Genomic DNA, 24,731 nt, shown 5'->3' with positions numbered 1-24,731 from the left:
TGCAAGAGTAGAATTTAAAAGATGCGCAGATCAAACAAAAAAACCGACAAGCACTTTGGAATCGTGCTTGTCGGTTTTCAATTGTCATTAGGCGCGGCGCCAGGATTGCCGGCTAAACAGAATTAAAATGGGGAAGATCTCCAGCCGTCCAATAATCATGCACAGGGACATCACCAGCTTGGACAGGGAGGAGAAGGTGGAAAAGTTACCTGCTGGTCCCACCAGTTCCAGACCAGGACCCACATTACTCACGCAGGTAAGGGCGGAGGTGAAGGAAACGGTGTAGGAATAGCCGTCCAAGGAGATAATCAGGGCGGCGGAGAGAATGACCAGGAAATAGCAGCCCACAAACACCAGGATGGAATGGACCGTGTCCTCTTCCACCACTTTGCCGTCCAGCTTGACGACTTCCACAGAGTTGGGATGGACAATGCGGTGGATCTCCCGACGGATGGAGCGCAGAAGAATGAGTACCCGGGAGCACTTGATCCCGCCACCGGTAGAGCCGGCGCAGGCGCCGCAGAACATGAGAATCACCAAAACAAAGTGGGAAAAATTGGGCCAGAAGGACCAGTCCGTGGTGGCAAAGCCGGTGGTGGAGATGATGGAGCATACCTGGAAAAAGGCGTACTGGAAGGTCTCCAACACATTTGAGTAGAGGGGGTAGATGTTGATGCACAAAAGCAATGTAGAGCCAGCCACCACACACAGGAAGAAACGTAACTCGTCGCTGCGCAGGACCTCCTTGAATTTGCGGGTAATCAGCAGGAAGTAGACCGCAAAATTCAAGGAAAACAGAAGAACAAAGATGGAAATAATCATATCAATGGCAAAGCTGCCATAGGCGCCTACACTGGCGTTGCGGTTAGAAAATCCGCCGGTGCCCGCCGTGCCAAAGGCGTGGATGAAGGAGTCATAAAGAGGCATGCCGGCAATTTTCAGGCAGATGACCTCAGAGAGAGTCAATACGCAGTACATGCTGTACAGAATTTTAGAGGTCTGTGCCTGTTTGGGTACCAGTTTGGAAAAGACGGGACCGGGGGTTTCCGCCTGCGTCAGGTAGTGGGAGCGGATGCCCAGAGAGGGGATCACCGCAGTGGCCAGCACCAGCACACCCATTCCACCCAGCCAATGGGTAAAGGAGCGCCAAAAAAGGATGCCCTTGGGCAGGGCCTCAATATCCGTGAGGATAGAGGCTCCGGTGGTGGTGAAGCCGGAACAGGACTCAAAGATGCAGTCGGCCAGGGTGTTGAAGTAACCGCTGAACCAAAAGGGCAGAGCTCCTACCACGCCGGTAATAATCCAAATCAGGCCTACACTGGCAAAGCCCTCCCGGATGTAAAAGTGTTTTTTTGCCGGCAGAACGGACAAAATCAGACCAACCAGGAGTACCAACAGGATGCTGTACAGGAAGGGAAGGGGATCTTCTCCATAGCCCAGTGCCACAACCAGAGGAATGACCATGGCTACCGCCTCCATTTTGAGAACACGGCCCACCACGTTCAGTACCAGTTTTAAGTTCATTGTGCGCCTCCCACTGTACCCGGGACGGCCTTTTCCTCTTGGTAAATATCATTGAGATCCAGAATCCCGCTATTTCTGGAAATGATGATGACATTGTCATTGGACTGAAGGGAGGAGGAACCCTCAGGAATGATGATCTCCTGATTGCGGACAATAACAGCAATCAAAATGCCAGGTTTTAACCGCAGATCCTTGAGGGAGATGCCCAGATGGTGGGTGGAGGAGTTTGCGGTAAATTCCATGGCCTCGGCGGCACCGTCTGCAATGCGGTGCAAGGAGTTCATCACGCTGCCCTGGGAATTTTGCATTCCACGAACCAGACGCAGGATATTGGAAGCGGTGATGAACTTGGGAGACACCACGCTATCCAGGCCAACGGAGCGGGCAATACCGGCGTAGTTCTGCCGGTTACATTTGGTGATTACCTTGGGCAGTCCCTTCTGGGTAGCATAAAGGGAGATGATCAGATTGTCCTCGTCGCGGTCGGTAAGGGCGACGAAGGCATCGCAGGCGGACAGGTTTTCAGCTTCTAAAAGCTCCTGATCCGTTCCGTCTCCACAGATTACAGTGCTCTTGGGGAAACGTTCACTCAAAGAGCGGCACCGGCTTGCATTTTGCTCCACGATCTTTAGCCGCATCCCCATTTTACTGAGCATGTGGGCTAAATAGCCGGAAATTTTACCGCCGCCTATGATGAGCACCTGGTTGATCTTTGGGGTGTAGCGGCCTAAAATCCGGAAAAATTGGTCCAGACTGTCCGGACGGCCAATCAAGTAGAGCTTGTCTCCAGCCTGGGGCACGGTTGAGCCGTTGGGAATGGAAACCTCACCGCTGCGTTCCAGGGCGCAGAAGAGCAGGGGCAGCTTTTTGATCTGGTTGGACAGGGTGTGCAGCGGTTTGCCCACCATAAAATCTCCCTGCTGCAAGCGAAAGCCAATAAGTTCTACCTTGCCGCGGCAGAAGGTTTCGATGTTGGCGGCGGCGGGGAAACGGAGCAGACGGGAAATTTCCACTGCGGTTGCACTTTCCGGATTGATTACCATATCAATTTTCAGGTTGCGGCGCAATTCCGATAAAGTGGCGGTGTATTCCGGGTTGCGGATACGGGCAATGGTGTAGGATGTGCCCAGATTTTTGGCGATGAGGCAGCAGACCATATTGACCTCATCGGAGTTGGTGGCAGCGACTAAAAGATCGGAGTGGTCGGCGCCCGCTTCCCGCAGGGTGTCCGCGGAAACGCCGTTGCCCCGTACTACCATAATATCCAGCAAGTCACAGGCCCGGCGCAGCGAATCCTCCCGCACATCCACAACGGTGATGTCATGCTTTTCTTTAACCAACTGTTCCGCCAGAGAAAAGCCCACCTTTCCATTTCCCACGATAATGATCTTCATGACAGAGCGTCCTTTCAACACACATATGTATATGGATTTAGGCAAAGGCGCCCCGCCTGAGTATAGCCTTAGGCGGGACGAGTTTTAGAACAGAACTCAATGGAAACCGGGTTGCTGGGAACCAAACAAACATGGGAAGCACAGCCAACCGGAAGCGAGCCTATTCTTTGGTAGCAGAAGAGAGGACATATAAAAAACCATTATGCATTATATCGAAGAGACAAGAGAAATGCAAGACGGGAAGAGAGAAATCTTTTTCTTCTTGGAACGAGACAAACTCACGTCCTGCCTTGAAGAAGAAGGAAGGGATGTGGTAGGATAAAAGAAGAGATGCCGGGGAGAAAAAGCACCCCCGGGGAAAGGAGCCGCTATGAACGAACAGGAGCGACAGGTGCAATTCCATATTCAGTGCGGACCGGGAGAGGTGGGGAACTATTGTATCCTGCCGGGAGATCCGGGGCGCTGCCGGGCCATTGCCCAAAATTTTGACGATCCGGTTCATGTGAGAACCAACCGGGAATATGAGACGTGGACAGGGACATTATGCGGGGAAAAGGTAAGCGTAGTGTCCACGGGGATTGGGGGGCCTTCGGCGGCAATCGCCATGGAGGAACTGGCCAATCTGGGGGCCCATACCTTTGTTCGGGTGGGGACCTGCGGAGGGATTGCTCTTCCGGTGTGCAGCGGGGATGTGGTGGTGGCCACAGGGGCGGTTCGCATGGAGGGTACCAGCCGGGAATATGCGCCCATTGAATGGCCCGCTGTAGCCGATTTTCAAGTGGCCTGCGCCCTGGTGGAGAGCTGTCGCAAATTGAAGAAATCCTGGCATGCAGGGGTTGTGCAGTGTAAGGACTCATTTTATGGGCAGCATTCCCCGCAGCGGATGCCGGTGTCCTATGAGTTGCAGGAGAAGTGGCAGGCCTGGAAGCGGCTGGGGGTCCTTGCCTCTGAAATGGAATCGGCGGCTTTGTTCGCAGTGGCTGCTGCAAGAGGGGTGCGCTGCGGGTCTGTGTTCCATGTAATTTGGAACCAGGAGCGGGAAGCTGCTGGGCTGGATCAAAAGGAGTCCCACGATACCTCTTCGGCGATTGAGGTGGGGGTAGAGGCATTGCGGTTGTTGATTTGTCAGGACCGGGAACAAACTATAAGGTGATGGAGAAAAAAGGCGGCGCCTGCGTATGCAGGCGCCGCCCTTTCGTTTTAGATGGTGGATTCAGCGTGAAGAAGGGGTTCATAATAGCGCTCTTTGGCCTGTTGAAACAATTGGTCGAACTGGGGGGAGGAGCCTTGGTGGAGTTGCTGAAGATAGCCGTGGATATCATTGCGGACCAGAGCATCCTTATTGGCGCTTTGGTGGATGATGCGGACGGCGGCGTTGGAGCAGTGATCAGAAATGCGTTCCAGATTGATCAGCAACTCTAAAAATTGGGTTCCAAGTTCCACTGTGCAGCTGCCTTTTTTCAGCCGTTCCACATGGCGCTCGCGCAGGGTAGCCGTGATAAGGTCAACGACCTCTTCCAGAGGCTCCACCTGGAAGGCGGCGTAGGAGTCATGGGTGTGGTAGGCTGTCATCACCTGTTCCAGCGCATCTCCCACTGCAGAGCATACGGCACTGAGTTCCTCCTGGGCCTGGTCGGAAAAGACCAAATCTTTGTCGTGTAAAGCGGTGGCAGATTCGGAGAGGTTTACCACATAGTCCCCAATCCGTTCGAAATCGGAGAGGGCGTGGAGCAAATCCGACACCAGGTCACTGTCCCGATCATCCAGGGAGTGGCGGGAGCACTGGACCAGGTACTGGTCCAGTGCTCCTTCCATGTGGTCGATGGCTTCCTCCCGCTGTTCCAGCTGCTCCAACTGCTTGGAATCGTATCGAGCCAGAAGGGAAACCGCTGTGGCGTAGTTTTCTTTGGCCAAGTCCCCCATCTGAATAACCACCGTGCGGGCCCGCTCCAATGCAACAGACGGGGTGGAGAGGAAACGGGGGTCCAGAACAGTGGAGACCGGATGTACTGTCTCCGAGTCGGGGATGATCCACTCTACCAGCCGGACCAGCCAGCGGTTAAATGGGAGAAGCAGGATGGTGCAGACAATGTTGAAAATGGAGTGTAAGTCAGCAATGGAACCATAGGTCATGGTAGCGTTCCAGAAGGGGAGGGAGATGGCTGCGTTTACGCTGTAGAGAACAGTCAGAAATACCAGGGTGCCGATCACATTAAAAAACAGGTGAACGGCCGCTGTGCGTTTGGCGTTGCGGCTGGCGCCGATGCTGGATAGAATGGCGGTGACACAGGTTCCGATATTTTGTCCCATAATGATGGGCATAGCGGTAGAAAATGTGACTAATCCCGAGGCTGTCAGTGCCTGGAGAATGGCGACAGAGGCGGTGGAACTTTGAATGAGAGCCGTAATGGCAGCTCCGGCAGCAATGCCCAAAAATGGATTGGAAAAGCGAAGAAACAGCTGTTGGAAAGCGGGGAGCTCGGTTAAAGGAGTCAGGGCGCTCTCCATTGACTTGATGCCGATGAACAGCAGTCCCAGTCCAATCAGGATCTGACCAACTGTTTTCTTTCGTCCGGAGTTAAAAAAGGAAAAGAGTATGATACCGAGAAAAGCGGTCATTGGGCCGAGCATTTCCGGCTTTAACAAAGAGAGAAAGAGAGAAGGAGGTTTTCATCGGATAGGCCGCCTAAACGGAGGATTTGAGCCGTGATGGTAGTACCAATGTTCGCTCCCATGATGACGCCCACTGCCTGCCGCAGCTGAAGAATCCCGGCATTGACAAAACCGATGCACATAACCGTAGTGGCAGCGGAGGAGTGGACCATTCCCGCAACAACAGCGCCCAGCAAAACTCCTTTTAAAATGTTATCAGTCAGTTTTTCCAGTAAGGAAGCCAATTTCCCGCTGGCCAGTTTTTCCAGGCCAGAGGTCATGGTGGACATGCCAAACAGGAAGACAGCCAGTGCGCCCATCAGGGAGACAATGTCTTGGATGCTCAAATGCACCCTCCTCCTTTAAATTGAAAAGTAAGTCAGCAGGCTCTTAGCAAAATCTTAACGTTCTAATTTGAGTATACAATATTTGTCGGAAGAAGGCAAAACAAAAATAAGAAGAATAAAGGATGGGAGAAGGCCACTTCCTGTCGTGCGGAAATTTGAAGAATAGGGACTTGCGTGGACAGAATACAGTGGTGCGGAGGTGTTTGCCGTATGCTGTCCCCGGTTATTTACCTAGTTATGAATGGCCTGTTCTTCACATTGCGTCTGTCGGGAGGAAGCGGCTCTTTTCCGCGGCCACTGAAAGCGGCGGAGGAACGGGAATGCCTAAAGAAATGTGCACAGGGAGATTTAGAGGCCAGAAACATGCTGGTGGAGCACAACCTGCGCCTGGTAGCGCATATTGTAAATAACGGTTAAAGCAAACGACAAATCCGAGTGTAGCGGCGGTGCAAAGCTGCTGTCAGGCTCGGTGCGAGTGGATGGCTATAACCGGCATTTGGACATCCTCTATGAGGCCAGAATCTTGTTGCCTGGATGATTTCAAGAATGGATAAATCCAAATGAAGACTATATGTGCGAAGCCCGGAAGACCTTGTGAAACAAGGATTTCCGGGCATTTGCGTGTGATAGGGGTAGTACCGTAGCTTCTGTAAGTGAGGAAATTTGAGGAGATAAAATGCCGCCTGTGCAGGTGTAAAGTATGGACATAATGTGATACTCAATATTATTCTAAAGTGGGTATTTACATATCTCGTACATATTTATTGTCCTTTTACTTGAAGGATGTCTGTATATTATTCCTTATCGAAATTAATTCCTCATATCGCCAAGTTTCTCGGTGCTGTTTTTCTACAATTTCGATAGCTTTATTAATATACAGTATTGCTAATTCTGGATTGTCCTTATAATGCCAGACTCGTGCCATATAATCGTCAATTCGGTCTGGGTTTATACCTAAAAAACCTGGCGGAGACATATTATGGGCCTCTGCTTGAACATAGAAATCAAGTTGACTCATCTTGGTAGCACGTGGAGTTAGAAATGAGGATGTCTGTACAATTTCATAGTCTTTAGGATCTGCTCGGTAATGATTATATATGATCCCCCAATGATTTTCAGGTATATATATGCCGACATTTTGAGGAGATTGATAGAAAAGTATAGAAAAAGAACCAGTAGATGCTCCTTGATACATTGGCATTGATAAACCTCTTTTAGTAATTTGCATCCTCGCAAAACTACGGCAATATCCTTTATACCAAAATTGATTTGTTTTAGGGTCAAATAAGACAGGTACCGCAAATCCACCAACGGAGCTGTCACCACAGTCGAAAATTGTCTTATAGAAGCAATTTAGCAAGTCCTGATACATTTCATCTTCTGGAATAAACGGACTTGTACCAAAGTGGGTTTCATAGCTATTCGGCAAATTAGAATTAATATTCTGTCTATAAAAACCTGTGCGCACCCCTTGAAAGTAATCGAATGCTTGGTAGGAACCAATCCACGCAGAAGGTGTTTTCTTACACTCCCCATCTTTGATTTGAAATATTAATTGAACATTTCTATCAGCATAGCAAATGATAAACTCAGCGCCGTTATCGATATCCTGCCGGTTTATATCTAAAGCAAGTTGCAATATCTGTTTTAGGCTAACATGATTGATTTTACTGAGCAATTTATTGGCATAAACAATATTATTTCCTGCGAAACTGATGCAGAAATTTTTAGAAATAATAATGTTTTTTATCATTCCGAACTGATGGACACTTTTCTGAGTATCAGTACCAAAAAGATGGGTTGCAGCAGTATTAAATGTAATCTTTGTATCTGCAAATATTCCTATTGATTTACCAATTTTTTGAGCATAAACAAAACTCATAATATTGTACCCCTATCTGCCGAAATGAATTGCTTTAGTGACTGTGTATGCTTGTATAATTAAAAAATGCCAATTATTGTTACAAAGTAAATTGCACCCCACAATATTAGTGGGTACTTATTTTTGAAGAAGTATATATTTCCAATGTCTGCCCAAATGAACTTTTATAAGATTTCCATCCAACACTAACCCCGCCAAGATCCGATTCGCCGTCGCTGCCGACACCCCGCACAACTCCCGCACATCAGCGTTCATGATATAGTCGTGGGTTTTCAGGAACTCCTCGATCTTCCTCCAACGGAGCGTTGCCTTGTCCATCTTTCCGTCGCTCATTCCATCACTCGTTTTAATGGTTTCTATGAGTGATGCTTTGATAGCTGAGAGCATAAACTCAATAAATACGGTAGACTCTCCCGCATCGTTGGAGGCGTTGATGGCCGCATAATATTCCGGCTGGCGGTCATGGATGATGGATTCAACCGGAAGCCAGGCAAATGCCGGATTCCACTTGGAGAGCAGCAGCGTATGCCACAGCCGCCCCACACGCCCATTTCCGTCAGCAAAGGGGTGGATCAGTTCCAGCTCATAGTGGAACACACAGCTGCGGATGAGCATGTGTACCTCACTGGTCTTTACCCAGTCCAACAGTTCCAGCACCAGATCGGGGACATACTGGGGCAGCGTTCCAAAATGCAGGACATGCCCCTCGCTGTCTACTACGCCTACAGGACGGGTTCGGAACATACCGGATTCCTCTACCAAGCCTCGCGTCATAATGCCGTGAGCAGTCAGTAGATCATCTACGGAATAGGGATCGAGTTCCTCCAGCCGCTCATAGATCTCATAGGCGTTCTTAACTTCCGCAATATCCTTGGGCGGTGCGAGAACGTGCTCGCCGTTCAGCACGGTGGTCACTTGCTCCAGAGTAAGCGTGTTCTGTTCAATGGCAAGTGACCCGTGGATGGTACGGATGCGATTGGCACGGCGGAGCGTGGGATTTGAAGAAAGGGGAGAGGATACAGTCAAGCGACCCACCAGCTCGGCGATCTCAGCCACACGGTCAATGATCTGGTTTGTGATTTCAAAGGGAGGCTTTTTGTTTCTCATGCAAATACCTCGTAACTGTAAATGATTGGCTTTATTATATCACACATCGCTCATTTCATCAATCAAGGTGTTGTCCCTATTTGAGCGATGCGTTTCAAATTGTATATCAGTTTTTATATTGTCTATACGGGGAGAGCGTGTTAAATACGCTCTTCTTTTTTGATAGGGGGTGATAGTTATGGCTTCTGTGGATCTTTCTTATTATTACGGCTATGAGGCAGAGCAGTTTTCATTTTACCGCATCCCCAAACGGATCTTTACAGACAGACGGTTTGCGACTATATCAACAGATGCAAAATTGCTCTACGGCATCCTGCTTGACCGTATGAGCCTATCCATGAAGAACGGATGGCACGACGATCAGGGCCGGGTGTATATCATATTTACCCTGGAAGATGTTGCGGAGACGCTTGGGTACAAGACGGAGAAGGCAATCAAGCTGTTCAATGAATTGGACACCAAGAAAGGAGTTGGTCTGATTGAGCGAGTACGGCAAGGCCAAGGGCGGGCCTCCTTGATCTATGTCAAAAACTTTGCCGGAGAAAGGCAGACTTCCCCAAAACCGAAATCAAGACCTCGGAAAAACCGAGGTCAAGACTTCGGATAATCGGAGGTCAAGACTTCTGAGAAACAGAACTCTAAACCTCGGAAAATCGGAGGTCAAGACTTCGGAAAAACCGAGGGTAATAAGACTGAGCATAGTGATACTGACTGGAGTAAGAAAAGATTACTTACCGACAAAAGAATAATGGCAGCCCCCTCTTTTGGGGGACTGGCCGGTAAACGAAACGGAGGTGCCATCATGCACACAATCGCACTGGCCAATCAGAAGGGCGGTGTCGGGAAAACCACCACGGCAGCAAGTTTGGCCATTGGTCTTTCTCGGCAAGGTAAAAAAGTTCTTCTGGTTGACGCAGACGCCCAAGGTAATCTCACACAGCTTCTCGGTTGGGAGCAGCCGGATGAGCTAAACCCCACTCTGGCAACGGTCATGGGAAAGATCATCACCGATCATCCCCTCGTACCGCAGGAGGGAATTCTACGCCACAAGGACGGCGTGGATCTGATGCCTGCCAACATCGAGCTGTCCGCTACTGAGGTAACGTTGGTCAATACCATGAGCCGGGAAACGGTCTTGCGGCAATATCTCTCTACTGTCCAGAAAGACTACGACTACGCCATCGTGGACTGTATGCCTTCCTTGGGTATGCTGACCATCAATGCGTTGACAGCGGCCAACACTGTCATCGTCCCTGTGCAGGCCCACTACCTGCCTGCCAAGGGCCTGGAGCAGCTTCTCAAGACGGTCATGCGGGTAAAGCGTCAGCTAAATCCCAGCCTGGAAATTGGCGGCATCCTGATGACGATGGTTGACAGCCGCACCACACTTTCCCGTGGCGTTATTGAGCAGATCCGGGTAGCCTACGGAGGCAGGGTGTTCCACAGCGAAATTCCCCGGTCTATCCGTGCCGCTGAGATCAGCTTGGAGCACAAAAACATCTTTGAACACGACAAGGAGGGACGGGTAGCAAGCGCATATGAATCTTTTACCAGGGAGGTGATGAACCTTGGCAGGCAACGTCAAAAACATGGGCCTGACCTCACTCGATGATCTGTTCAAAAGTGAGCAGGAACGGCAGCAGGACACCAACGAGCGCATCCTGAACATTCCCATCGGTGAGATTTATCCCTATGCCAGACAGCCGTACTCCATCAAGCGGCCCACGCCGGATCTGGTAAGGCTGATGGACAGCATTGAGCAGGTAGGAGTTGCGGAACCGCTGATCGTGCGGCCCCGGACGGAAGGCGGCTATGAGATTATCTCCGGTCATCGCCGTGACTACTGCGCCAGGACGGTGGGCCTGGAAAGTCTGCCAGTTATCGTCCGGGAGTACACGGACGATGAGGCTGACATTCTAGTAGTGGACTACAACATCACCCGTGAGGACTTGCTGCCCAGCGAAAAGGCCAGGGCGTACAGTTTGAAGCTGGAGGCCATGAAGCGGCAGGGGGAAAGGACAGATTTAACTTCTCTCCAAGTTGGAGAGAAGTTAAAGGGTAAGACTTCTGTAAGCGTACTGGCCGAACAAGTAAATGATAATGTTACTACGATTCAGCGGTATATCCGCCTGACCAAGCTGATTCCGCCACTGCTGGAGCAGGTGGATAATGGGGGTTTGAAGGTCACGCCCGCAGCGGACTACATATCCCATCTGAGCGAAAAAGAGCAAGCTGCCCTGTTGGTCATCATGGAACGGGATGAGGTATCACCCAGCCTGGGACAGGCCAAACGTCTCAAGGAACTGAGCGAGGAGGGAAAATTGGATTCCAATGTCATGGAGGTGCTTCTTCGGGAGGACAAGTCCCTGGCCCGGAAAGTGACCTTAAAAAATGACCGTTTGCAAAAATACTTTCCGCCCAGCTATACCCCGAAACAGATGGAAGAAGTGATTATCCGGCTTCTGGAGCAGTGGCAGAGAAAGAAGCTGCGGGAACAGGAGCGATAACTATGAACGAGATGGGCCAGATCCTTATGAGGGATCACTACCTTGAGAATGAAACCCTTTCCTTGAAGGCAAAGGGCTTATTCTCTATTATGCTCATCCAGGAGCCAACCTGGAATTTTACGGTGCGCAATTTGGCCGAACTGAGCCGGGACGGGATCGAGGCAGTTGGCAATGCCGTTCGTGAGCTGGAGAAAGCCGGCTACGTGGAGCGGCACCGGGAATACAGTCCGGAAGGGCATATCAGCGGAGTGCGTTATATACTGCACAGAACCCCATGTCAGGGAAAACCGGCACCGGAAAATCACCAGCCGGAAAACTAAATCAAGTTGTGATAAGCGGCTCGTAGGGCCGTTTTTTGTTGCCTAAAAGGAGGTCAAAATGAGCGGAGCACTACCGGAACAATGCTGTTCTATCCTGCCCAGCACCGGGGAACTAATTGTGATTAAGCGAGGCGAGCGTGGGTACTACCGCAGCGAGTGGAACACAGACAGTCGGGAGGAAAACAAAAACATTGCGGACTTCACCAACAGCCGCATGGGGATCACACCGGCGCAGCTGGAAGCCATGATCTGCGGCTCCATGTGCGGCTGGGATGTCCCCGGCGCACAGCCCCAGTTCTATCTCGACAGGGCATCCAAGGAAAAGAGCGTTGCCATCACCGGCCACATCAAACATCCCGTCTTGTCCACCTATTTCCCAGTGAAGGGGAATCTTCACACCTACCGCATCATGGGGGCGGATGCCTATTACATCGACTTTTCCTCTATGCCCAAGATGATGATGGAAGAACGGCTGGGTTACACCTACCACCCCAACTTGGTCACAGGAGAGCTTATGATCCCCGTCTCTTATCAGCAAGGGCAAAACGGAAGCTATACCCTGTACCTGGGGAACGGCTCTTTCCGTCATACCACGGAACAATATAAAGGCTACACGATGATGGCATCTGTGAGCATGGAAGATCGTGAAATTGCAGTGGGGTTCCACTCTCAGGATTCCCACCAGTATGCTGTTTGGGACTGGCAACCAAATCACAAGCCAAATCCTGCACATACGAGCTTTACAGAGTGCGCAGAAGCCATGAAATGCTTTGAAACACACGTTACCATGCTTTACGCACTGCATCGCCATTTGCGGCGGGAAACTCATAAACAGAAAGATTCCACAGGAAGGGAGCGTTAAAGATGGCTGTCCCCGAAATGGCGGGGGATTACGAAATCCTCCAGTCCATCCGTTTGGGCGGGCGCATGATGCTTCTGGGCTACAATCCCAGGGACAAGAAAACGCCCTACATGACCTGTTATCAGCAATATAACCTGGTGGGTGAGAAAATCTTTCCCCAGGCTGTTGCCGGTGACAGTTATATCGAGATCATGCAAATTTTTCTGAATCGTTTGCAGGAGCAGCAAAAGGCGGTGGCGGAATTCCGGGAGAAGCGTGCTGTACCCATTGAAGTGCTGGGAGCCGAGCATTGTCGTGAGCGTGGCGAGAAAGAATCCCTGGAGGGCAAACTTGTGATTCTCAGGCCGACCAGCTTGGCGGCTGAGTACCGCACGGCAGATTGCCAGCTTGGGTACGCAGTCGGCGGCTTTGGGTGCAGTGCAGGAGCAAGAGGCAGAGCCGTGTACTTTCAGGAACTGTTTTCTGGGGAGCGGTGCCGGTGGGATGCCTCGGATGTCCTGGGGATTGCGGATCTCACCAAGCTACCCGATTGGGCGCAGGAAAAGGTGAAGGAGCATGACCGCACCCCGCCGAAAAAAGCAAGAGGAGGGCATGAACGATGAGCCAAGAACCCATCAACATTGCAGGCGTATGCGCCTTTCCCAATCCGAATGGGGTGCGGGATATGCGGTTTGTGGACTGCAACTACAACACGCTCTTTCGCCTGCCTAACCACAGCAGCATCATTATGACAAAGCCGGACGGCACTCAGATGAAGCAGCAGTGCTCCTACATCGATGACTACCACATCTACGTAGGGCAGTGCGGCTTTCACATCATGGAGTTTGCGGAAATGGCGTGGCGCAACGGCTACACCTACCTGCCGGAGCATCCGAGAGAGCAGGACTGCTGCGACACCTACGCACTCTACCAGATCAAAGACGTCATCAAGACGGATTACTTCTGCTGCGCCTATGAACGGGCCAAGGGGCGAATCAGGCCCGCCGATTACCGCTGTGTGTATCGTGGCAACCTCGGCCCTGGAACCACACTGGAGGATCTTCGCAAAAAGCACGGCATGGAGCACCGGCCCGGAGGCGGCACCCTCCGCTCTCTCTGTGACAGCGATATTCTGCTGGTCAATCAAAGTGGCAAGCAGGCCGCCTACTATGTGGAGGCCGAAAAATTCCAGGAGCTGCCCGACAGCTTTGCGGCGCAGCTTCCCCAGCAGGACAAGCCGGAAAAGAACAAGCACAAGCATGAATTTGAACGATAGGAGGAAACATGGCGAGCAAGCTGCAAATCGTCACGGAGTTCAGTCAGAAGAAAACCCTGGAACTGGCCTCTGCGCGTGGAAACTGGCAGCGGTACTTAAAAACTGCCGCCAGGATTTATAAATACCCCTTTCGGGATCAGCTTCTGATCCACGCCCAGCGGCCCGACGCCACCGCCTGTGCCACCATTGAGTTCTGGAACAGTCGGATGGATCGCTGGGTAAACCGGGGCAGCAGGGGCATTGCCCTGTTGGATGACTCCGGCCACAAGACCCGGCTCAAGTATGTCTTTGATGTATCAGACACGCACCCTGGGCGTCACCGCCCCCAGGAGCCGCAGCTCTGGCAGATGGAACCCGCCTATGAGGAAGCCGTGCTGGAATCTATCAGCAACAGCTTTGAGGTAGAGCGAGAACCCGGCGTCTCCTTCGAGGAACATATCTGTTCCATGAGCCAGGCGATTGCGGAGGATAATCTGACCGATTACCTGGAAGAACTGCGCAACACCAGGGAGGACAGTTTTCTGGAAGATCTGGATGATCTGAACCTCTCCGTGCGGCTGAAAACCTTGCTGGCAAACAGCCTCGCCTACACGGTGCTGACCCGCTGTGGCTATGACGCAGACCGCTACTTCGATGAGACGGATTTTGAATTCATCCACGATTTCTCTACCTATGAAACGGTATCTGTTCTGGGCAACGCCTCCAATTCCATCTCAAAAATGGTGCTGCTGGACATTGGACGTACTGTTCGGCAGCAGGAGCGCACTTCAAAATTTGCCAAGCGCCAGAACCCTGTGTATGATAGAGCCACAGAGGAACAACCCAGGACGGCACGAAAGGAGAATGAACACCATGACCGAGGAACTGACCTACACCCAGATCGGGGAGTACCTGTATCCCGACCTGACCTTGCCGGAGACGGAGGAGGCCCCGATGGGCAAGTACGGGATGCTGCACAAGACGTACCTGAAGGAGAACAAGCCGATGCTGTACGACCGGCTGCTGCTGGCGGGCAAGCTGGACGGGCACCTGATGGACATCGACCGGAGGGCCACCGAGATGGTGGAGCAGCTGACGAGAGAGCTGGCGCAGCAGAACCGGGTGGACGAGGAGATGAAGGCCACCAATCAGATGGCGTGGGTACAGGCCATGAACAACTTCAAGGCTTCGGCGGAGGAAGTGGTACTCCGGCAGCTGATTTACAGCTAATCCCCCCAGCGAAACAAGTTCATAATGCACCTACGGAAGCGGAGAATGTATTACCTACATCCTCCGCTTTTTTTGTTGGACAGCAAGCGGTTGACCAGTTCCTGCGCTACGGTGGCAATACGGATCAGCTGCGGATGCGGGTGATCCATCTGTTTCAGATGGATATTCCCCTGCCCCTTATGATTACCCGCCTCCAGGCCCTCTATCACGGCGGCAACGGCATCACCACGGAGCACGGCCCCATGGCCGCATGGTATGACGAGGACGGCATCCACTTTGCCAATGGAGATCGGGCCAGATATGAAGCCAACGCCCAGGTCATCCCCTGGGAGAGTGCAGTCCAGCGCATCGGAGAGCTGCTGGAGGCCGGGCAGTTTGCCAGCAACGTGGAGCTGCTGGAGGCCAATGGGTATGAGCGCAGCCTTTTGGCGGAAAGTCTGATTTATCTGTACCGTGACCTGAACCGGGAAGATCACCCGAATGATTTCCTTCCCTGCCTGACCGACGGAGCAAAATGGCTGGACTTTCCGAAAGATCAACCCCGCCTTTCCGACCTTCTGGCAGACCCGGACTTCCGAAAAACTCTGCTGACCGAATACCGGACATTTCTTGCCGCCTATCAGGAAGATCGCTCTATCATGCGCTTTCACTACCACGATTTTCGTGGTGTGCTGAACCGCCTGGAGGAACTGGACTTGCCCCGCAAGACCTTCAGCACCACCTTGACGGAACTGCCCGCCATCATGCCCTTTATCACGGAGGACGAGATTGACGAGGCCCTTTCTGGCGGAAGCCACTTTGAGGGCGGGCCGAAGCGGATCTACGGCTTCTTTCAGGAGCTGCACGACACCAAGGAAAAGGCGGACTTCCTGCGGAAGGAGTACGGCACAGGCGGTCACTCCCACGCCCTGTCCAGGTCTGGATACAGCCACGAGGACTACGACAGTAAGGGTATCCGCTTCACCAAAAGGAACTGCCCGGAAATCAATCTCTCCTGGGTGAAAGTCGCTCACCGTATTGAGAATCTGGTGCGGAAAGACCGCTACCTCTCCCCGGAGGCCATGGCGGAGTATGAAGATGAGCTTGCCAGCCAGGAGGTGCCGGAGGGCCAGGAGCCTGCCCCCATGCAGTACAACGCCGTCAAGGAGCGATACCCCGACCATGTGGTGCTGTTTCAGGTGGGAGACTTCTATGAGCTGTATGGAGAGGATGCCAAGGCCCTTGCGCCGGAGCTGGGCCTGACCCTGACCACCCGCCCCGTCCCTGGGGTTGGCCGGGTGGAAATGTGCGGCCTTCCCGCTCACCGGCTGGAGCACTACACCAACCGGATGCGGCGCAACCATGATGTCCTTGTTTCCTCCCTGCCCGAAGGGGCAACGGAGCGCCGTGAGACGGTTATGGAGCGGTTCAGCGGCCCCCGTCGTTATCAAATCCCACTGGGCAGTACGGTGTATATCGGTACAAAACCCTATGAGATGCAGTCCCTCGGGGAAACCACCGTCACGCTTTACGACCCGGAATTTCCGCTGTTCACCCAGGAGTTCCCCCGTGCTTACTTTGATCGGAAGCTGGAGGAAAATCCGCTCAACGAGCAATATTTCCTGCCTGATATGCCCCAGGAACAGGCGCAGCCGACTAATACACGGGATTACGGCGGCGACTATCGCCTGCTTGACCGGCTGCGCACCGACTGTGAGTATTTTCTGGGAGAGGGCCAGCGAAACGAGAAGCACCTATGGGCCGGAAATGTATCCGCACAGATCCACAAAATGCGGGAGTTGTACGATGCTCTGCCCGAAAAACCGGACTGGCTCACCAGGGAGCAGATCGAGGATTACGCCGACCGCATGGCCGCCCGGTATCAGGTGGCTGTCTACCATCACTTTGAGAACGGCTTTGATGAACGGTTGGATTATCAGACGCTGGAAGAAGCGGAGCGAGTGGCCCAGGGATATGTGGACGGCACCATGGAAGATGATGGCTTTCGTTATGACGGCGCTGCTGTCTATGACCTGAAGGAGGAGCGTTACCTTCGCATCATCGGAGAGTACCCTGACCCGGCAGCACACGCTCAGGTCAGGGAAAACGCTTTGGAGCATCCAGTCCCGGAGCAGGGACAAGCGGAGCCGCTTCCCGACCTGGAAGCCGAGGTAAAGGCGTGGGAGGCGGAACAGGCCGCAAAAAAACAGGCCGTCATTGATACCCTCTCAGACAGGGAGAAAATTATCGTTCAGGCCATGGAAACCGCTGGTTTCCTGTTCACCCTATGGGAAGGAAGATCGGAGATCACATTTTCCGCAGGGGAATTTGGGTACCCATCAGTCTTTAAGACTTGGGATGAGGCGTATGAGTGGATCAACGAGGCGCAGCTGAAGGATACTCCCGGCCTTCGGGAACAGGTACAAGCTATCCTTCACCCGGCCCTGGATGAAAAGGGCCAGCTTTCCCAGGCGGCTCCTGCGGTTCAGCACGAATTGACCAATGAGGAATACGCCCAGGCCAACCTGATCCCCGGTGAAACTGAATTTGAGCAGGATGGGCGCAGATACCAGGTACACAGCGTAGATCTTGCCACCAATCAGGTGGAGTTGACCGACCTTACCTTTTCGCAGTCGGCGGGATTTCCCATCCTGCGAATGGAGTACATCGGCACTATCCGGGCCTACCTGGAAAATCCGGCCCCGCTGGAGCCGCCCAAGGAACCGAAAAAATCCCGTACCGCAGCACTTTCCAATGTCCTCTACCCGGAGCAAACAGACCGCCATGACCACCGCATCACAGATGATGCCCTTGGGGTTGGGACACCCAGCCAACGCTACCAGAACAACATCGCCGCCATCCGGCTCTTGAAGCAGCTTGAGAGCGAGGAGCGGCTGGCCACACCGGAGGAGCAGGAGGTTCTTTCCCGGTATGTGGGATGGGGCGGACTGGCGGACTACTTTGAAGAAACCAACCGCAACTACCTGGAGCTGAAAAACCTGCTTTCCCCGGAGGAATACGAGGCAGCGAGAGAATCCACCCTGACCGCCTTCTACACGCCCCCGGTGGTCATCCGTTCCATGTATCAGGCCCTGGAGCAGATGGGATTTGAGACAGGAAACGTGTTGGAGCCGTCCTGCGGCACCGGCAACTTCCTGGGCATGATGCCGGAGCGTATGTCCAGCTCCAGGCGCTATGCCGTCGAACTGGACGAGGTCAGCGGACGGATTGCCCAGCAGCTCTATCAGACCGCTTCTGTGACCATCCAGGGCTATGAAAAAACCAACCTGCCGGATAGCTTCTTTGATGTGGCCATCGGCAACATTCCCTTCGGCAACTTCAAGGTTGCCGACCGGCGCTATGACAAGCACAACTTCCTGATTCACGACTACTTCTTTGGCAAGACCCTGGACAAGGTACGCCCCGGTGGTATCGTGGCCTTCATCACCAGCAAAGGCACCCTGGACAAGGAAAACCCTGCGGTGCGCAAATACATCGCTCAGCGGGCCGATTTGCTGGGTGCCATCCGCCTGCCAAACAACACCTTCAAGGGTGCTGCCGGCACGGAGGTCACGTCCGATATTCTGTTCCTGCAAAAGCGGGACTCTATCCTCGACCTGGAGCCGGACTGGGTACATCTGGGTGTCAGTGAAACCGGCCTCAAGATGAACCAGTATTTCATTGACCACCCGGAAATGATTCTGGGTGAGATGCAGGAGGTCAGCGGCCCCTATGGGCCTGAGACGGCCTGTATCCCCTTCGAGGGCCAGGAACTCTCCGACCTGCTGACTTCCGCCATCGGCAACATTGGCGGCTCCATCCAGGAGTATGAGCGTGAGGAGGCGGATGAGCTGGAGGAGGATCGCTCCATCCCGGCAGACCCTACCGTGCGCAACTTCTCCTATACCATCGTGGACGGAGAGGTCTACTACCGGGAGAATAGCCGCATGAATCCGGTGGAGGTGTCCACCACCGCCCTGGGGCGCATCAAGGGCTTGATCGGCCTGCGGGACTGTGTGCGGCAGCTCATTGAGTACCAGACCGAGGATTACCCGGATTACGTCATCAGCGCCGAGCAGCAGCGGCTGAACGGCCTATATGACACCTTTGTGAAGAAGTATGGCCGTATCTCCCAGCGGGCCAATAACTCCGCCTTCCACTCGGATAACTCCTATTTCCTCCTGACCTCTCTGGAGGTTACGGACAGCGACGGCAACTTCATCCGCAAAGCGGATATGTTCACCAAGCGCACCGTCAAGCAAAAGGTCAGTGTCAGCCGGGTGGAAACCGCATCGGAGGCTCTGGCCCTGTCTCTGGCAGAAAAAGCCTGCATTGACATCCCCTACATGACCAACCTGACCGGAAAAGACGAGGCAACCCTGGTGGAAGAACTTCATGGGGTGATGTTTCAGCTTCCCGACAGGGTGGATGATGAAGGGAAGCCCATCTATGTGACAGCGGACGAATACCTTTCCGGCAATGTCCGGCAGAAGCTGCGGCAGGCGGAGGAGGCTGCGGAAGCCGACAGCCGGTTCCGTGTCAATGCCGAGGCCCTGAAAGCCGTGCAGCCGGTGGATCTTACCGCCAGTGAGATCTCCGTGCGCCTTGGTGCCACCTGGCTCCCGCCGGAAGATGTGGCACGGTTCATGTTTGAGCTGTTCGACACCCCCAACTATGCCCGCTTCAACATCAAGGTGCATTACTTCAAGATGACCGGCAACTGGAACATCGAGGGTAAAAGCTACGACCGCTCCAGCATCAAGGCCAACAACACCTACGGCACCAACCGCATCAACGGCTACAAGATCGTCGAGGAAACCCTCAATCTGAAAGATGTGCGGATCTTCGACTATGTGGAGGACGCTGATGGCCGTAAGACGGCGGTGCTCAATAAAAAGGAAACCGCCATTGCCCAGTCCAAGCAGCAACTGATTAAACAAGCCTTTGCTGATTGGATCTGGAAAGACCCGGAGCGCCGGGAACGGCTCTGCAAACTCTACAATGAAACCTTCAACTCCATCCGGCCCCGTGAGTACGATGGAAGTCATTTGAACTTTGTGGGCATCAACCCCGAAATCACCCTGCGGCGGCACCAAGTGAACGCCATCGCCCACATTCTCTACGGTGGGAATACCTTGTTGGCACACGTAGTGGGGGCCGGAAAAACGTTTGAAATTGTTGCCGCCGCACAGGAGAGCAAGCGGCTGGGGCTGTGCAGCAAATCTCTCATTGCCGTCCCCAACCATCTGACTGAGCAGTGGGCCGCTGAATATCTCCAGCTCTACCCTTCTGCCAACATTCTCGTGGCCACAAAAAAGGACTTTGAGCCGAAAAACCGCAAGAAGTTTTGCGGGCGCATTGCCACCGGCGACTACGACGCCATCATCATCGGGCACTCCCAGCTGGAGAAAATCCCTATGTCGCTGGAGCGGCAGCGGGCTATCCTGGAGGAGCAGCTGAGGGAGGTTTTGGACGGCATCAGTGACCTGAAGCGGAGCAACGGGGACAACTTCTCCATCAAGCAGATGGAGCGCACCAAAAAGGGCTTGAAGGCCAAGCTGGATAAGCTCAACGACCAGAGCCGCAAAGATGACATCGTGACCTTTGAGGAGCTGGGTGTGGACAGGCTTTTCATCGACGAGGCACATAATTACAAAAATTTGGCCGCTTACACGAAAATGCGTAATGTGGGCGGCATCAGCCAGACGGAAGCACAGAAGTCCAGCGACCTCTACATGAAGTGCCGCTACCTGGATGAGCTGACCGGGGGCCGTGGAGTAGTATTTGCCACCGGCACCCCTATCTCCAACTCCATGGTGGAGATGTATACCATGCAGAAATACCTCCAGCACGATACCCTGCAAGGGAATGATCTTCTGCATTTTGATTCCTGGGCCTCCACCTTTGGCGAGACAGTGACCGCCATAGAGTTGGCCCCGGAGGGCACCGGCTACCGGGCCAAGACCCGGTTTGCCAAGTTCTACAATTTGCCGGAATTGATGAGTATGTTCAAAGAAATCGCAGATATTCAAACGGCTGATATGCTCAATCTCCCCGTGCCCAAGGCCAACTACCACCATGTGGTGCTGAAACCCTCCGAACATCAAAAGGAGATGGTGGCAGACCTCAGTGAGCGGGCCGAGCGTGTCCGCAATAAGATGGTGGACAGCAGCCAGGACAATATGCTCATGATTACCAACGATGGCCGTAAACTGGCGCTGGATCAGCGGCTGGTTAATCCGCTGCTGCCGGACAGCGATACTGGCAAGGTCAGCGCCTGCGCCGACAACATCTATGAGATCTGGCAGCGCACCGCTGCTCGGAAGTCCACCCAGCTTGCCTTCTGTGACCTCTCCACTCCCAAAAACGACGGCAGCTTCAACGTGTACGATGATCTGCGAGACAAACTGATTGCCAAAGGCATCCCCGCCGAGCAGATCGCCTACATCCACAACGCCAACACCGAGCAGCAGAAAAAGGAACTGTTCGGCAAGGTGTGTAACGGAGAAGTCCGAATACTGCTGGGCAGCACTGCAAAGATGGGGGCCGGAACCAATGTCCAAAAGAAGCTGGTGGCCTTACACCATCTGGATTGCCCCTGGCGTCCGGCAGATCTCCAGCAGCGGGAGGGCCGCATCATCCGCCAGGGCAACGAGAACAAGGAGGTTGAAATCTACACCTATGTGACGGAGAACACCTTTGACAGCTATCTCTACCAGCTGGTAGAGAGCAAGCAGAAGTTCATCGGTCAGATCATGACCAGCAAATCCCCTGTCCGCTCTGCCGATGACATTGACGAAACGGCCCTAAGCTATGCGGAAATCAAGGCCCTGTGTACCGGCAATCCCTACATCAAGGAGAAGATGGATCTGGACATTGACGTGGGGCGGCTGAAGCTGCTGAAGGCCAACCACCTCAGTCAGAAATACAGCCTGGAGGATCAGATCCTAAAGAGCTTCCCCAAGTGCATCGCCAGTTTGGAGCAGCAGATTGCTGGTTATCAGAAAGACATGGCACACCTGGCCGAAGAAACAAAGCCTAACCCGGACGGCTTCTCGCCCATGGTGATTCAGGGAACGGAATATGCCGAGAAAAAGGGTGCTGGCACAGCGATCCTGGAGGCGTGTAAAGCCATGACCAGCCCGGAGACCATTGTTATTGGTGCCTACCGTGGCTTCACCATGGAGCTGTCCTTTGACACCTTCCGGCGGGAATACCAGCTTGCCTTGTGCCATGAGCTGCGTCATACGGTCACATTGGGCACAGACACCTATGGCAACCTCCAGCGCATCGACAACGCCCTGGGGGGCCTAGAGAGCCGTCTGAAGGACTTTGAGCAGGCCCTGGATGATACCAAGGCCCAGCTGGAAACCGCCAAGGTGGAGGTACAGAAGCCCTTTGCCCAGGAGGAAGAACTGGCCACCAAGTCCGCCCGTCTGGAGGAGCTGAACGCCCTGTTGAATATGGATCAGCGGGACAATGAAATGGCCGAGCCATCGGCTGAGGAAATGGAAGAACAGAACGACCGGAACGCCCCTCGCCGCAGCCGTGGGGTGGAGCGTTAGACATGAGCGGCATCCAGTGACATGGGTGCCGCTTATCGAAAGGAGGCTTGGATATGGATGACGGCAGATACACCATGACCCTGGATGAAGTGCCCGCAGAGATCATTGCTATCCGGCAAGTAGGTGTCCCCTGTGGTCTGATCCAGCCCCGCATGGAGGCGGGGTACTTGCTCACGGATGGTACGGCCCTTCTGGAGAGCGAAAAGGATGAGAACGGTTTCTACATCGGTGGGGCCGGGATGGACGGAATGTATTTCAGAACGCCCCAGCGGTATGAGCCAGTGCGGAACGACAGCGGCAAGGTCACGGCATTCCGGCTCATGAGCAGCTATCTCACCAGATTTAACAGCCAGGAGCTGGAGGCCATCTTCCAGTATGGCCTGAACACGAAGGAGAATTTGCTTCACGACCTGGAGGCTGTGGTGCGGGCGGTCAAACAGCCGGAGATCCGTGCGGCTTTTTCCGGCGCAAGGGACAAACTGGAACCCATTCCCCCAGAGGAATGCCGCCGTCTGATGGCGGACATCCGAGCTGCCTACAAGGGCAGGCATGAGCAGTCTATCCGGCAAAGGCAGCAGGCCGCTGGTAAGTCCAGGAGAAGGGACATGGAGCGATAATGGAGGTGACTTTATGAACGAATCGCAGATCAATTTGGATCTGTATAACAAAATGCGGGACGAGCAAGACGAGTACCGCCACTGGTTGTTAGCCCAGACACCCAAAGAAATCCTGAACCACGCCAGCGAATACAGCGCCCGTGAGGACATCCTGGCAACCATGTGCGAAGGCCATCTGCCTCCCATGTTGGCAAAGGCTCTCATGGGCACTGAACATCCACTCGCCTGCGTGTATGCTGAATTGCAAAACAGTGATTACAGGGATAGAAATTATGGGGATTTGATTGACGTGATCCAGGACTGTGCAACCAGGGAACTCAGAGCATCTCCACGCTTTATGGAAATTTGTATCTACCAGATTGATCACTCCCGAGATCGCAACCGGGTTGCATACATTCCATCCGATCAGCTTTCCAAAATTCAAGGAAGCGATCAGGTAGTGAGCAACCTTTACAATAGCGTTTTTAGGGGCATTGTTGAGCGCCCCACTTTGGAGGGGATCTACTATATGTTCAATGTGGCCCCACCAGAAGGATACACTGGACAGCCTCTTTCTATGTCCGATGTGGTTCAGGTCATTAGCTCTCCTGCCGTAGAGCCTGGCTTTTACTACTGCGAAAGATTTGGGTTTACAAAAATCAATTTTGAGCCAGAGAAAACGCAGGATATGACAAACGCTATCTGGGTGCTGCTTCTGGAAAGCGGGAAAACAGCCCGTCCAGTTTTAATCAACAATACGATGGAGGATATGGAGAAAATCGTGGGTGGCCGCACAGCATCGGTTAATCTTCCAGAAGGGTGTTTGCTGATGTTGCGAGAAGGCGCGAATTTAACCGACCTCCCGGCTAATCGAGTAATCAGAAGAAATGGGCGAATCACAGATGTAATCGTAGGAACTTGCTTTATTTGCGGGACAGACGGTGACCACTTTGCGAGCCTGACTAAGAGCCAGATGGAGTTTTTTAAGAAAGAGTTTTTGTATCCTCAAAAAATCACATACCACAATCGAGAATATCATGCAAAGGACATCAAGCCCCATGAAATGGAACGGTAGGTGAAGTCAAAATGGGCTATCAAGAGAGCTTGTTTTATATCAAACCACAGCGCCATTTTGACAAAATGGTGCGTGCTTATGAGAAAGCGGAGTATGCGGGATATTATGAAGTCGCCGGTGCGAAACCTCGTTCCGTAATCATGCTCAAACAGCCCGTTGGAGAACTTCCGGCGGGCACCAGACTTCTGTGGATATGCGGAGAGCGGAGCTTTCATTCTCCTGCCGGAGTGTTCGGCGGACAGCTTCATACCGGAGGCAAAATTGAGGTGATTCCAGTGGAGAAATTATTTGACGGCCCGGAAGATCCCCGGCTTTTCAACATTGATTTAGATACCGCTCAAACCACGGAAAATGACTATTTGAAGCGGTACAGCGCAGACCACTATGCTTATCGGATCAAGTATGATCGAGAGCGGTAAGTGACCGCTTATTCTTTCCTAAAAATCAATCTGAAAAC

General features: G+C 53.0%; 20 protein-coding genes and 1 pseudogene. 14 read left to right on the top strand and 7 right to left on the bottom strand.

Features of this window, described 5'->3' with window-relative positions:
* Nucleotides 1-87: 87 nt before the first annotated feature.
* Nucleotides 88-1,524: a TrkH family potassium uptake protein gene (locus tag B5E43_RS02860; protein WP_087393429.1), complete on the bottom strand. Its 1,437-nt coding sequence runs from the start codon at nt 1,522-1,524 to the stop codon at nt 88-90.
* Nucleotides 1,521-2,918, bottom strand: coding sequence for a Trk system potassium transporter TrkA (gene trkA, locus B5E43_RS02855; protein ID WP_087393427.1), 1,398 nt, complete (start codon nt 2,916-2,918; stop codon nt 1,521-1,523). The genes B5E43_RS02860 and trkA overlap by 4 nt, the downstream gene beginning before the upstream one ends.
* A 370-nt stretch (nt 2,919-3,288) precedes the next feature.
* On the opposite strand from trkA, the gene udp reads away from it, so the two are divergent.
* Nucleotides 3,289-4,071, top strand: coding sequence for a uridine phosphorylase (gene udp / locus B5E43_RS02850; protein ID WP_087393425.1), 783 nt, complete (start codon nt 3,289-3,291; stop codon nt 4,069-4,071).
* Between the two features lie 47 nt (nt 4,072-4,118).
* On the opposite strand, the gene B5E43_RS15615 is transcribed toward udp, so the two are convergent.
* Both B5E43_RS15615 and B5E43_RS15610 read right to left on the bottom strand, forming a co-directional pair.
* A complete protein-coding gene (locus tag B5E43_RS15615; RefSeq protein WP_275532982.1) occupies nt 4,119-5,537 on the bottom strand; it encodes a Na/Pi cotransporter family protein in 1,419 nt (472 codons plus the stop codon).
* A 20-nt stretch (nt 5,538-5,557) separates the two neighbouring features.
* Nucleotides 5,558-5,917 (bottom strand): Na/Pi symporter, encoded by a 360-nt coding sequence (locus B5E43_RS15610; protein ID WP_275532981.1) that lies wholly within the window; start codon nt 5,915-5,917, stop codon nt 5,558-5,560.
* A 210-nt stretch (nt 5,918-6,127) separates the two neighbouring features.
* Here B5E43_RS15610 and B5E43_RS02840 point away from each other — a divergent pair, with 210 nt between their 5' ends.
* Complete coding sequence (locus tag B5E43_RS02840) at nt 6,128-6,334, top strand: sporulation sigma factor SigK (RefSeq protein WP_143382930.1); 207 nt, start codon at nt 6,128-6,130, stop codon at nt 6,332-6,334.
* A gap of 355 nt (nt 6,335-6,689) precedes the next feature.
* On the opposite strand, the gene B5E43_RS02835 is transcribed toward B5E43_RS02840, so the two are convergent.
* Entirely contained in the window at nt 6,690-7,799 is a 1,110-nt protein-coding gene (locus tag B5E43_RS02835) for a hypothetical protein (protein WP_087393423.1), read from the bottom strand.
* Nucleotides 7,800-7,916: 117 nt separating this feature from the next.
* Nucleotides 7,917-8,906: a Fic family protein gene (locus tag B5E43_RS02830; protein WP_087393421.1), complete on the bottom strand. Its 990-nt coding sequence runs from the start codon at nt 8,904-8,906 to the stop codon at nt 7,917-7,919.
* 178 nt (nt 8,907-9,084) lie between these two features.
* On the opposite strand from B5E43_RS02830, the gene B5E43_RS02825 reads away from it, so the two are divergent.
* The 7 genes from B5E43_RS02825 to B5E43_RS02795 all read left to right on the top strand — a co-directional run bounded on the left by B5E43_RS02825 (nt 9,085) and on the right by B5E43_RS02795 (nt 13,850).
* Entirely contained in the window at nt 9,085-9,513 is a 429-nt protein-coding gene (locus B5E43_RS02825; RefSeq protein ID WP_242964682.1) for a replication initiator protein A, read from the top strand.
* Nucleotides 9,514-9,708: 195 nt separating this feature from the next.
* Nucleotides 9,709-10,518, top strand: coding sequence for an AAA family ATPase (locus B5E43_RS02820; RefSeq protein WP_206406907.1), 810 nt, complete (start codon nt 9,709-9,711; stop codon nt 10,516-10,518).
* Nucleotides 10,475-11,413 (top strand): ParB/RepB/Spo0J family partition protein, encoded by a 939-nt coding sequence (locus B5E43_RS02815; protein WP_242964681.1) that lies wholly within the window; start codon nt 10,475-10,477, stop codon nt 11,411-11,413. The genes B5E43_RS02820 and B5E43_RS02815 overlap by 44 nt, the downstream gene beginning before the upstream one ends.
* A gap of 2 nt (nt 11,414-11,415) precedes the next feature.
* The gene (locus B5E43_RS02810) at nt 11,416-11,733 is read left to right on the top strand and encodes a hypothetical protein (RefSeq protein WP_087393417.1); all 318 of its coding nucleotides are present in this window, start codon (nt 11,416-11,418) and stop codon (nt 11,731-11,733) included.
* Nucleotides 11,734-11,791: 58 nt separating this feature from the next.
* Nucleotides 11,792-12,595 carry a hypothetical protein gene (locus tag B5E43_RS02805; RefSeq protein ID WP_087393415.1) on the top strand — a complete coding sequence of 268 codons (804 nt, stop codon included), beginning with the start codon at nt 11,792-11,794 and terminating at the stop codon, nt 12,593-12,595.
* Nucleotides 12,596-12,597: 2 nt separating this feature from the next.
* Nucleotides 12,598-13,197, top strand: coding sequence for a hypothetical protein (locus tag B5E43_RS02800; RefSeq protein WP_087393413.1), 600 nt, complete (start codon nt 12,598-12,600; stop codon nt 13,195-13,197).
* Nucleotides 13,194-13,850 (top strand): YodL domain-containing protein, encoded by a 657-nt coding sequence (locus tag B5E43_RS02795; RefSeq protein ID WP_087393410.1) that lies wholly within the window; start codon nt 13,194-13,196, stop codon nt 13,848-13,850. Before B5E43_RS02800 ends, B5E43_RS02795 begins: the two co-directional genes overlap by 4 nt.
* Before the next feature lie 296 nt (nt 13,851-14,146).
* Here the strand turns inward: B5E43_RS02795 and B5E43_RS02790 are convergent, their stop codons facing one another.
* The gene (locus tag B5E43_RS02790; RefSeq protein ID WP_087393409.1) at nt 14,147-14,509 is read right to left on the bottom strand and encodes a hypothetical protein; all 363 of its coding nucleotides are present in this window, start codon (nt 14,507-14,509) and stop codon (nt 14,147-14,149) included.
* Nucleotides 14,510-14,702: 193 nt separating this feature from the next.
* Between B5E43_RS02790 and B5E43_RS02785 the strand changes: the two genes are divergently transcribed.
* The 5 genes and pseudogenes from B5E43_RS02785 (at nt 14,703) to B5E43_RS02765 (ending at nt 24,693) form a co-directional block, all read left to right on the top strand.
* The gene (locus tag B5E43_RS02785) at nt 14,703-15,059 is read left to right on the top strand and encodes a TnpV protein (protein WP_087266599.1); all 357 of its coding nucleotides are present in this window, start codon (nt 14,703-14,705) and stop codon (nt 15,057-15,059) included.
* A 1,130-nt stretch (nt 15,060-16,189) separates the two neighbouring features.
* A pseudogene (locus tag B5E43_RS02780) lies at nt 16,190-22,603 on the top strand (LPD11 domain-containing protein); the annotation flags it as partial.
* Between the two features lie 53 nt (nt 22,604-22,656).
* Complete coding sequence (locus B5E43_RS02775; protein WP_087393407.1) at nt 22,657-23,220, top strand: hypothetical protein; 564 nt, start codon at nt 22,657-22,659, stop codon at nt 23,218-23,220.
* Nucleotides 23,221-23,233: 13 nt separating this feature from the next.
* Nucleotides 23,234-24,274 (top strand): DUF3848 domain-containing protein, encoded by a 1,041-nt coding sequence (locus tag B5E43_RS02770; protein WP_158098943.1) that lies wholly within the window; start codon nt 23,234-23,236, stop codon nt 24,272-24,274.
* Between the two features lie 11 nt (nt 24,275-24,285).
* Entirely contained in the window at nt 24,286-24,693 is a 408-nt protein-coding gene (locus B5E43_RS02765) for a hypothetical protein (protein WP_087393403.1), read from the top strand.
* Nucleotides 24,694-24,731: the final 38 nt, after the last annotated feature.

The sequence above is a fragment of the Flavonifractor sp. An100 genome (assembly GCF_002161175.1).
GTDB lineage: Bacteria > Bacillota > Clostridia > Oscillospirales > Oscillospiraceae > Lawsonibacter.
This window is presented reverse-complemented; position numbering and strand designations above follow the sequence as displayed.

Excerpts from the sequence above, each read along its gene's own strand:
- B5E43_RS02860 (WP_087393429.1), bottom strand. The coding sequence starts at position 1,524 with ATGAACTTAAAACTGGTACTGAACGTGGTGGGCCGTGTTCTCAAAATG.
- trkA (WP_087393427.1), bottom strand. The coding sequence starts at position 2,918 with ATGAAGATCATTATCGTGGGAAATGGAAAGGTGGGCTTTTCTCTGGCG.
- udp (WP_087393425.1), top strand. The coding sequence starts at position 3,289 with ATGAACGAACAGGAGCGACAGGTGCAATTCCATATTCAGTGCGGACCG.
- B5E43_RS15615 (WP_275532982.1), bottom strand. The coding sequence starts at position 5,537 with ATGACCGCTTTTCTCGGTATCATACTCTTTTCCTTTTTTAACTCCGGA.
- B5E43_RS02840 (WP_143382930.1), top strand. The coding sequence starts at position 6,128 with ATGCTGTCCCCGGTTATTTACCTAGTTATGAATGGCCTGTTCTTCACA.
- B5E43_RS02835 (WP_087393423.1), bottom strand. The coding sequence starts at position 7,799 with ATGAGTTTTGTTTATGCTCAAAAAATTGGTAAATCAATAGGAATATTT.
- B5E43_RS02830 (WP_087393421.1), bottom strand. The coding sequence starts at position 8,906 with ATGAGAAACAAAAAGCCTCCCTTTGAAATCACAAACCAGATCATTGAC.
- B5E43_RS02825 (WP_242964682.1), top strand. The coding sequence starts at position 9,085 with ATGGCTTCTGTGGATCTTTCTTATTATTACGGCTATGAGGCAGAGCAG.
- B5E43_RS02820 (WP_206406907.1), top strand. The coding sequence starts at position 9,709 with ATGCACACAATCGCACTGGCCAATCAGAAGGGCGGTGTCGGGAAAACC.
- B5E43_RS02810 (WP_087393417.1), top strand. The coding sequence starts at position 11,416 with ATGAACGAGATGGGCCAGATCCTTATGAGGGATCACTACCTTGAGAAT.
- B5E43_RS02805 (WP_087393415.1), top strand. The coding sequence starts at position 11,792 with ATGAGCGGAGCACTACCGGAACAATGCTGTTCTATCCTGCCCAGCACC.
- B5E43_RS02800 (WP_087393413.1), top strand. The coding sequence starts at position 12,598 with ATGGCTGTCCCCGAAATGGCGGGGGATTACGAAATCCTCCAGTCCATC.
- B5E43_RS02795 (WP_087393410.1), top strand. The coding sequence starts at position 13,194 with ATGAGCCAAGAACCCATCAACATTGCAGGCGTATGCGCCTTTCCCAAT.
- B5E43_RS02785 (WP_087266599.1), top strand. The coding sequence starts at position 14,703 with ATGACCGAGGAACTGACCTACACCCAGATCGGGGAGTACCTGTATCCC.
- B5E43_RS02775 (WP_087393407.1), top strand. The coding sequence starts at position 22,657 with ATGGATGACGGCAGATACACCATGACCCTGGATGAAGTGCCCGCAGAG.
- B5E43_RS02770 (WP_158098943.1), top strand. The coding sequence starts at position 23,234 with ATGAACGAATCGCAGATCAATTTGGATCTGTATAACAAAATGCGGGAC.
- B5E43_RS02765 (WP_087393403.1), top strand. The coding sequence starts at position 24,286 with ATGGGCTATCAAGAGAGCTTGTTTTATATCAAACCACAGCGCCATTTT.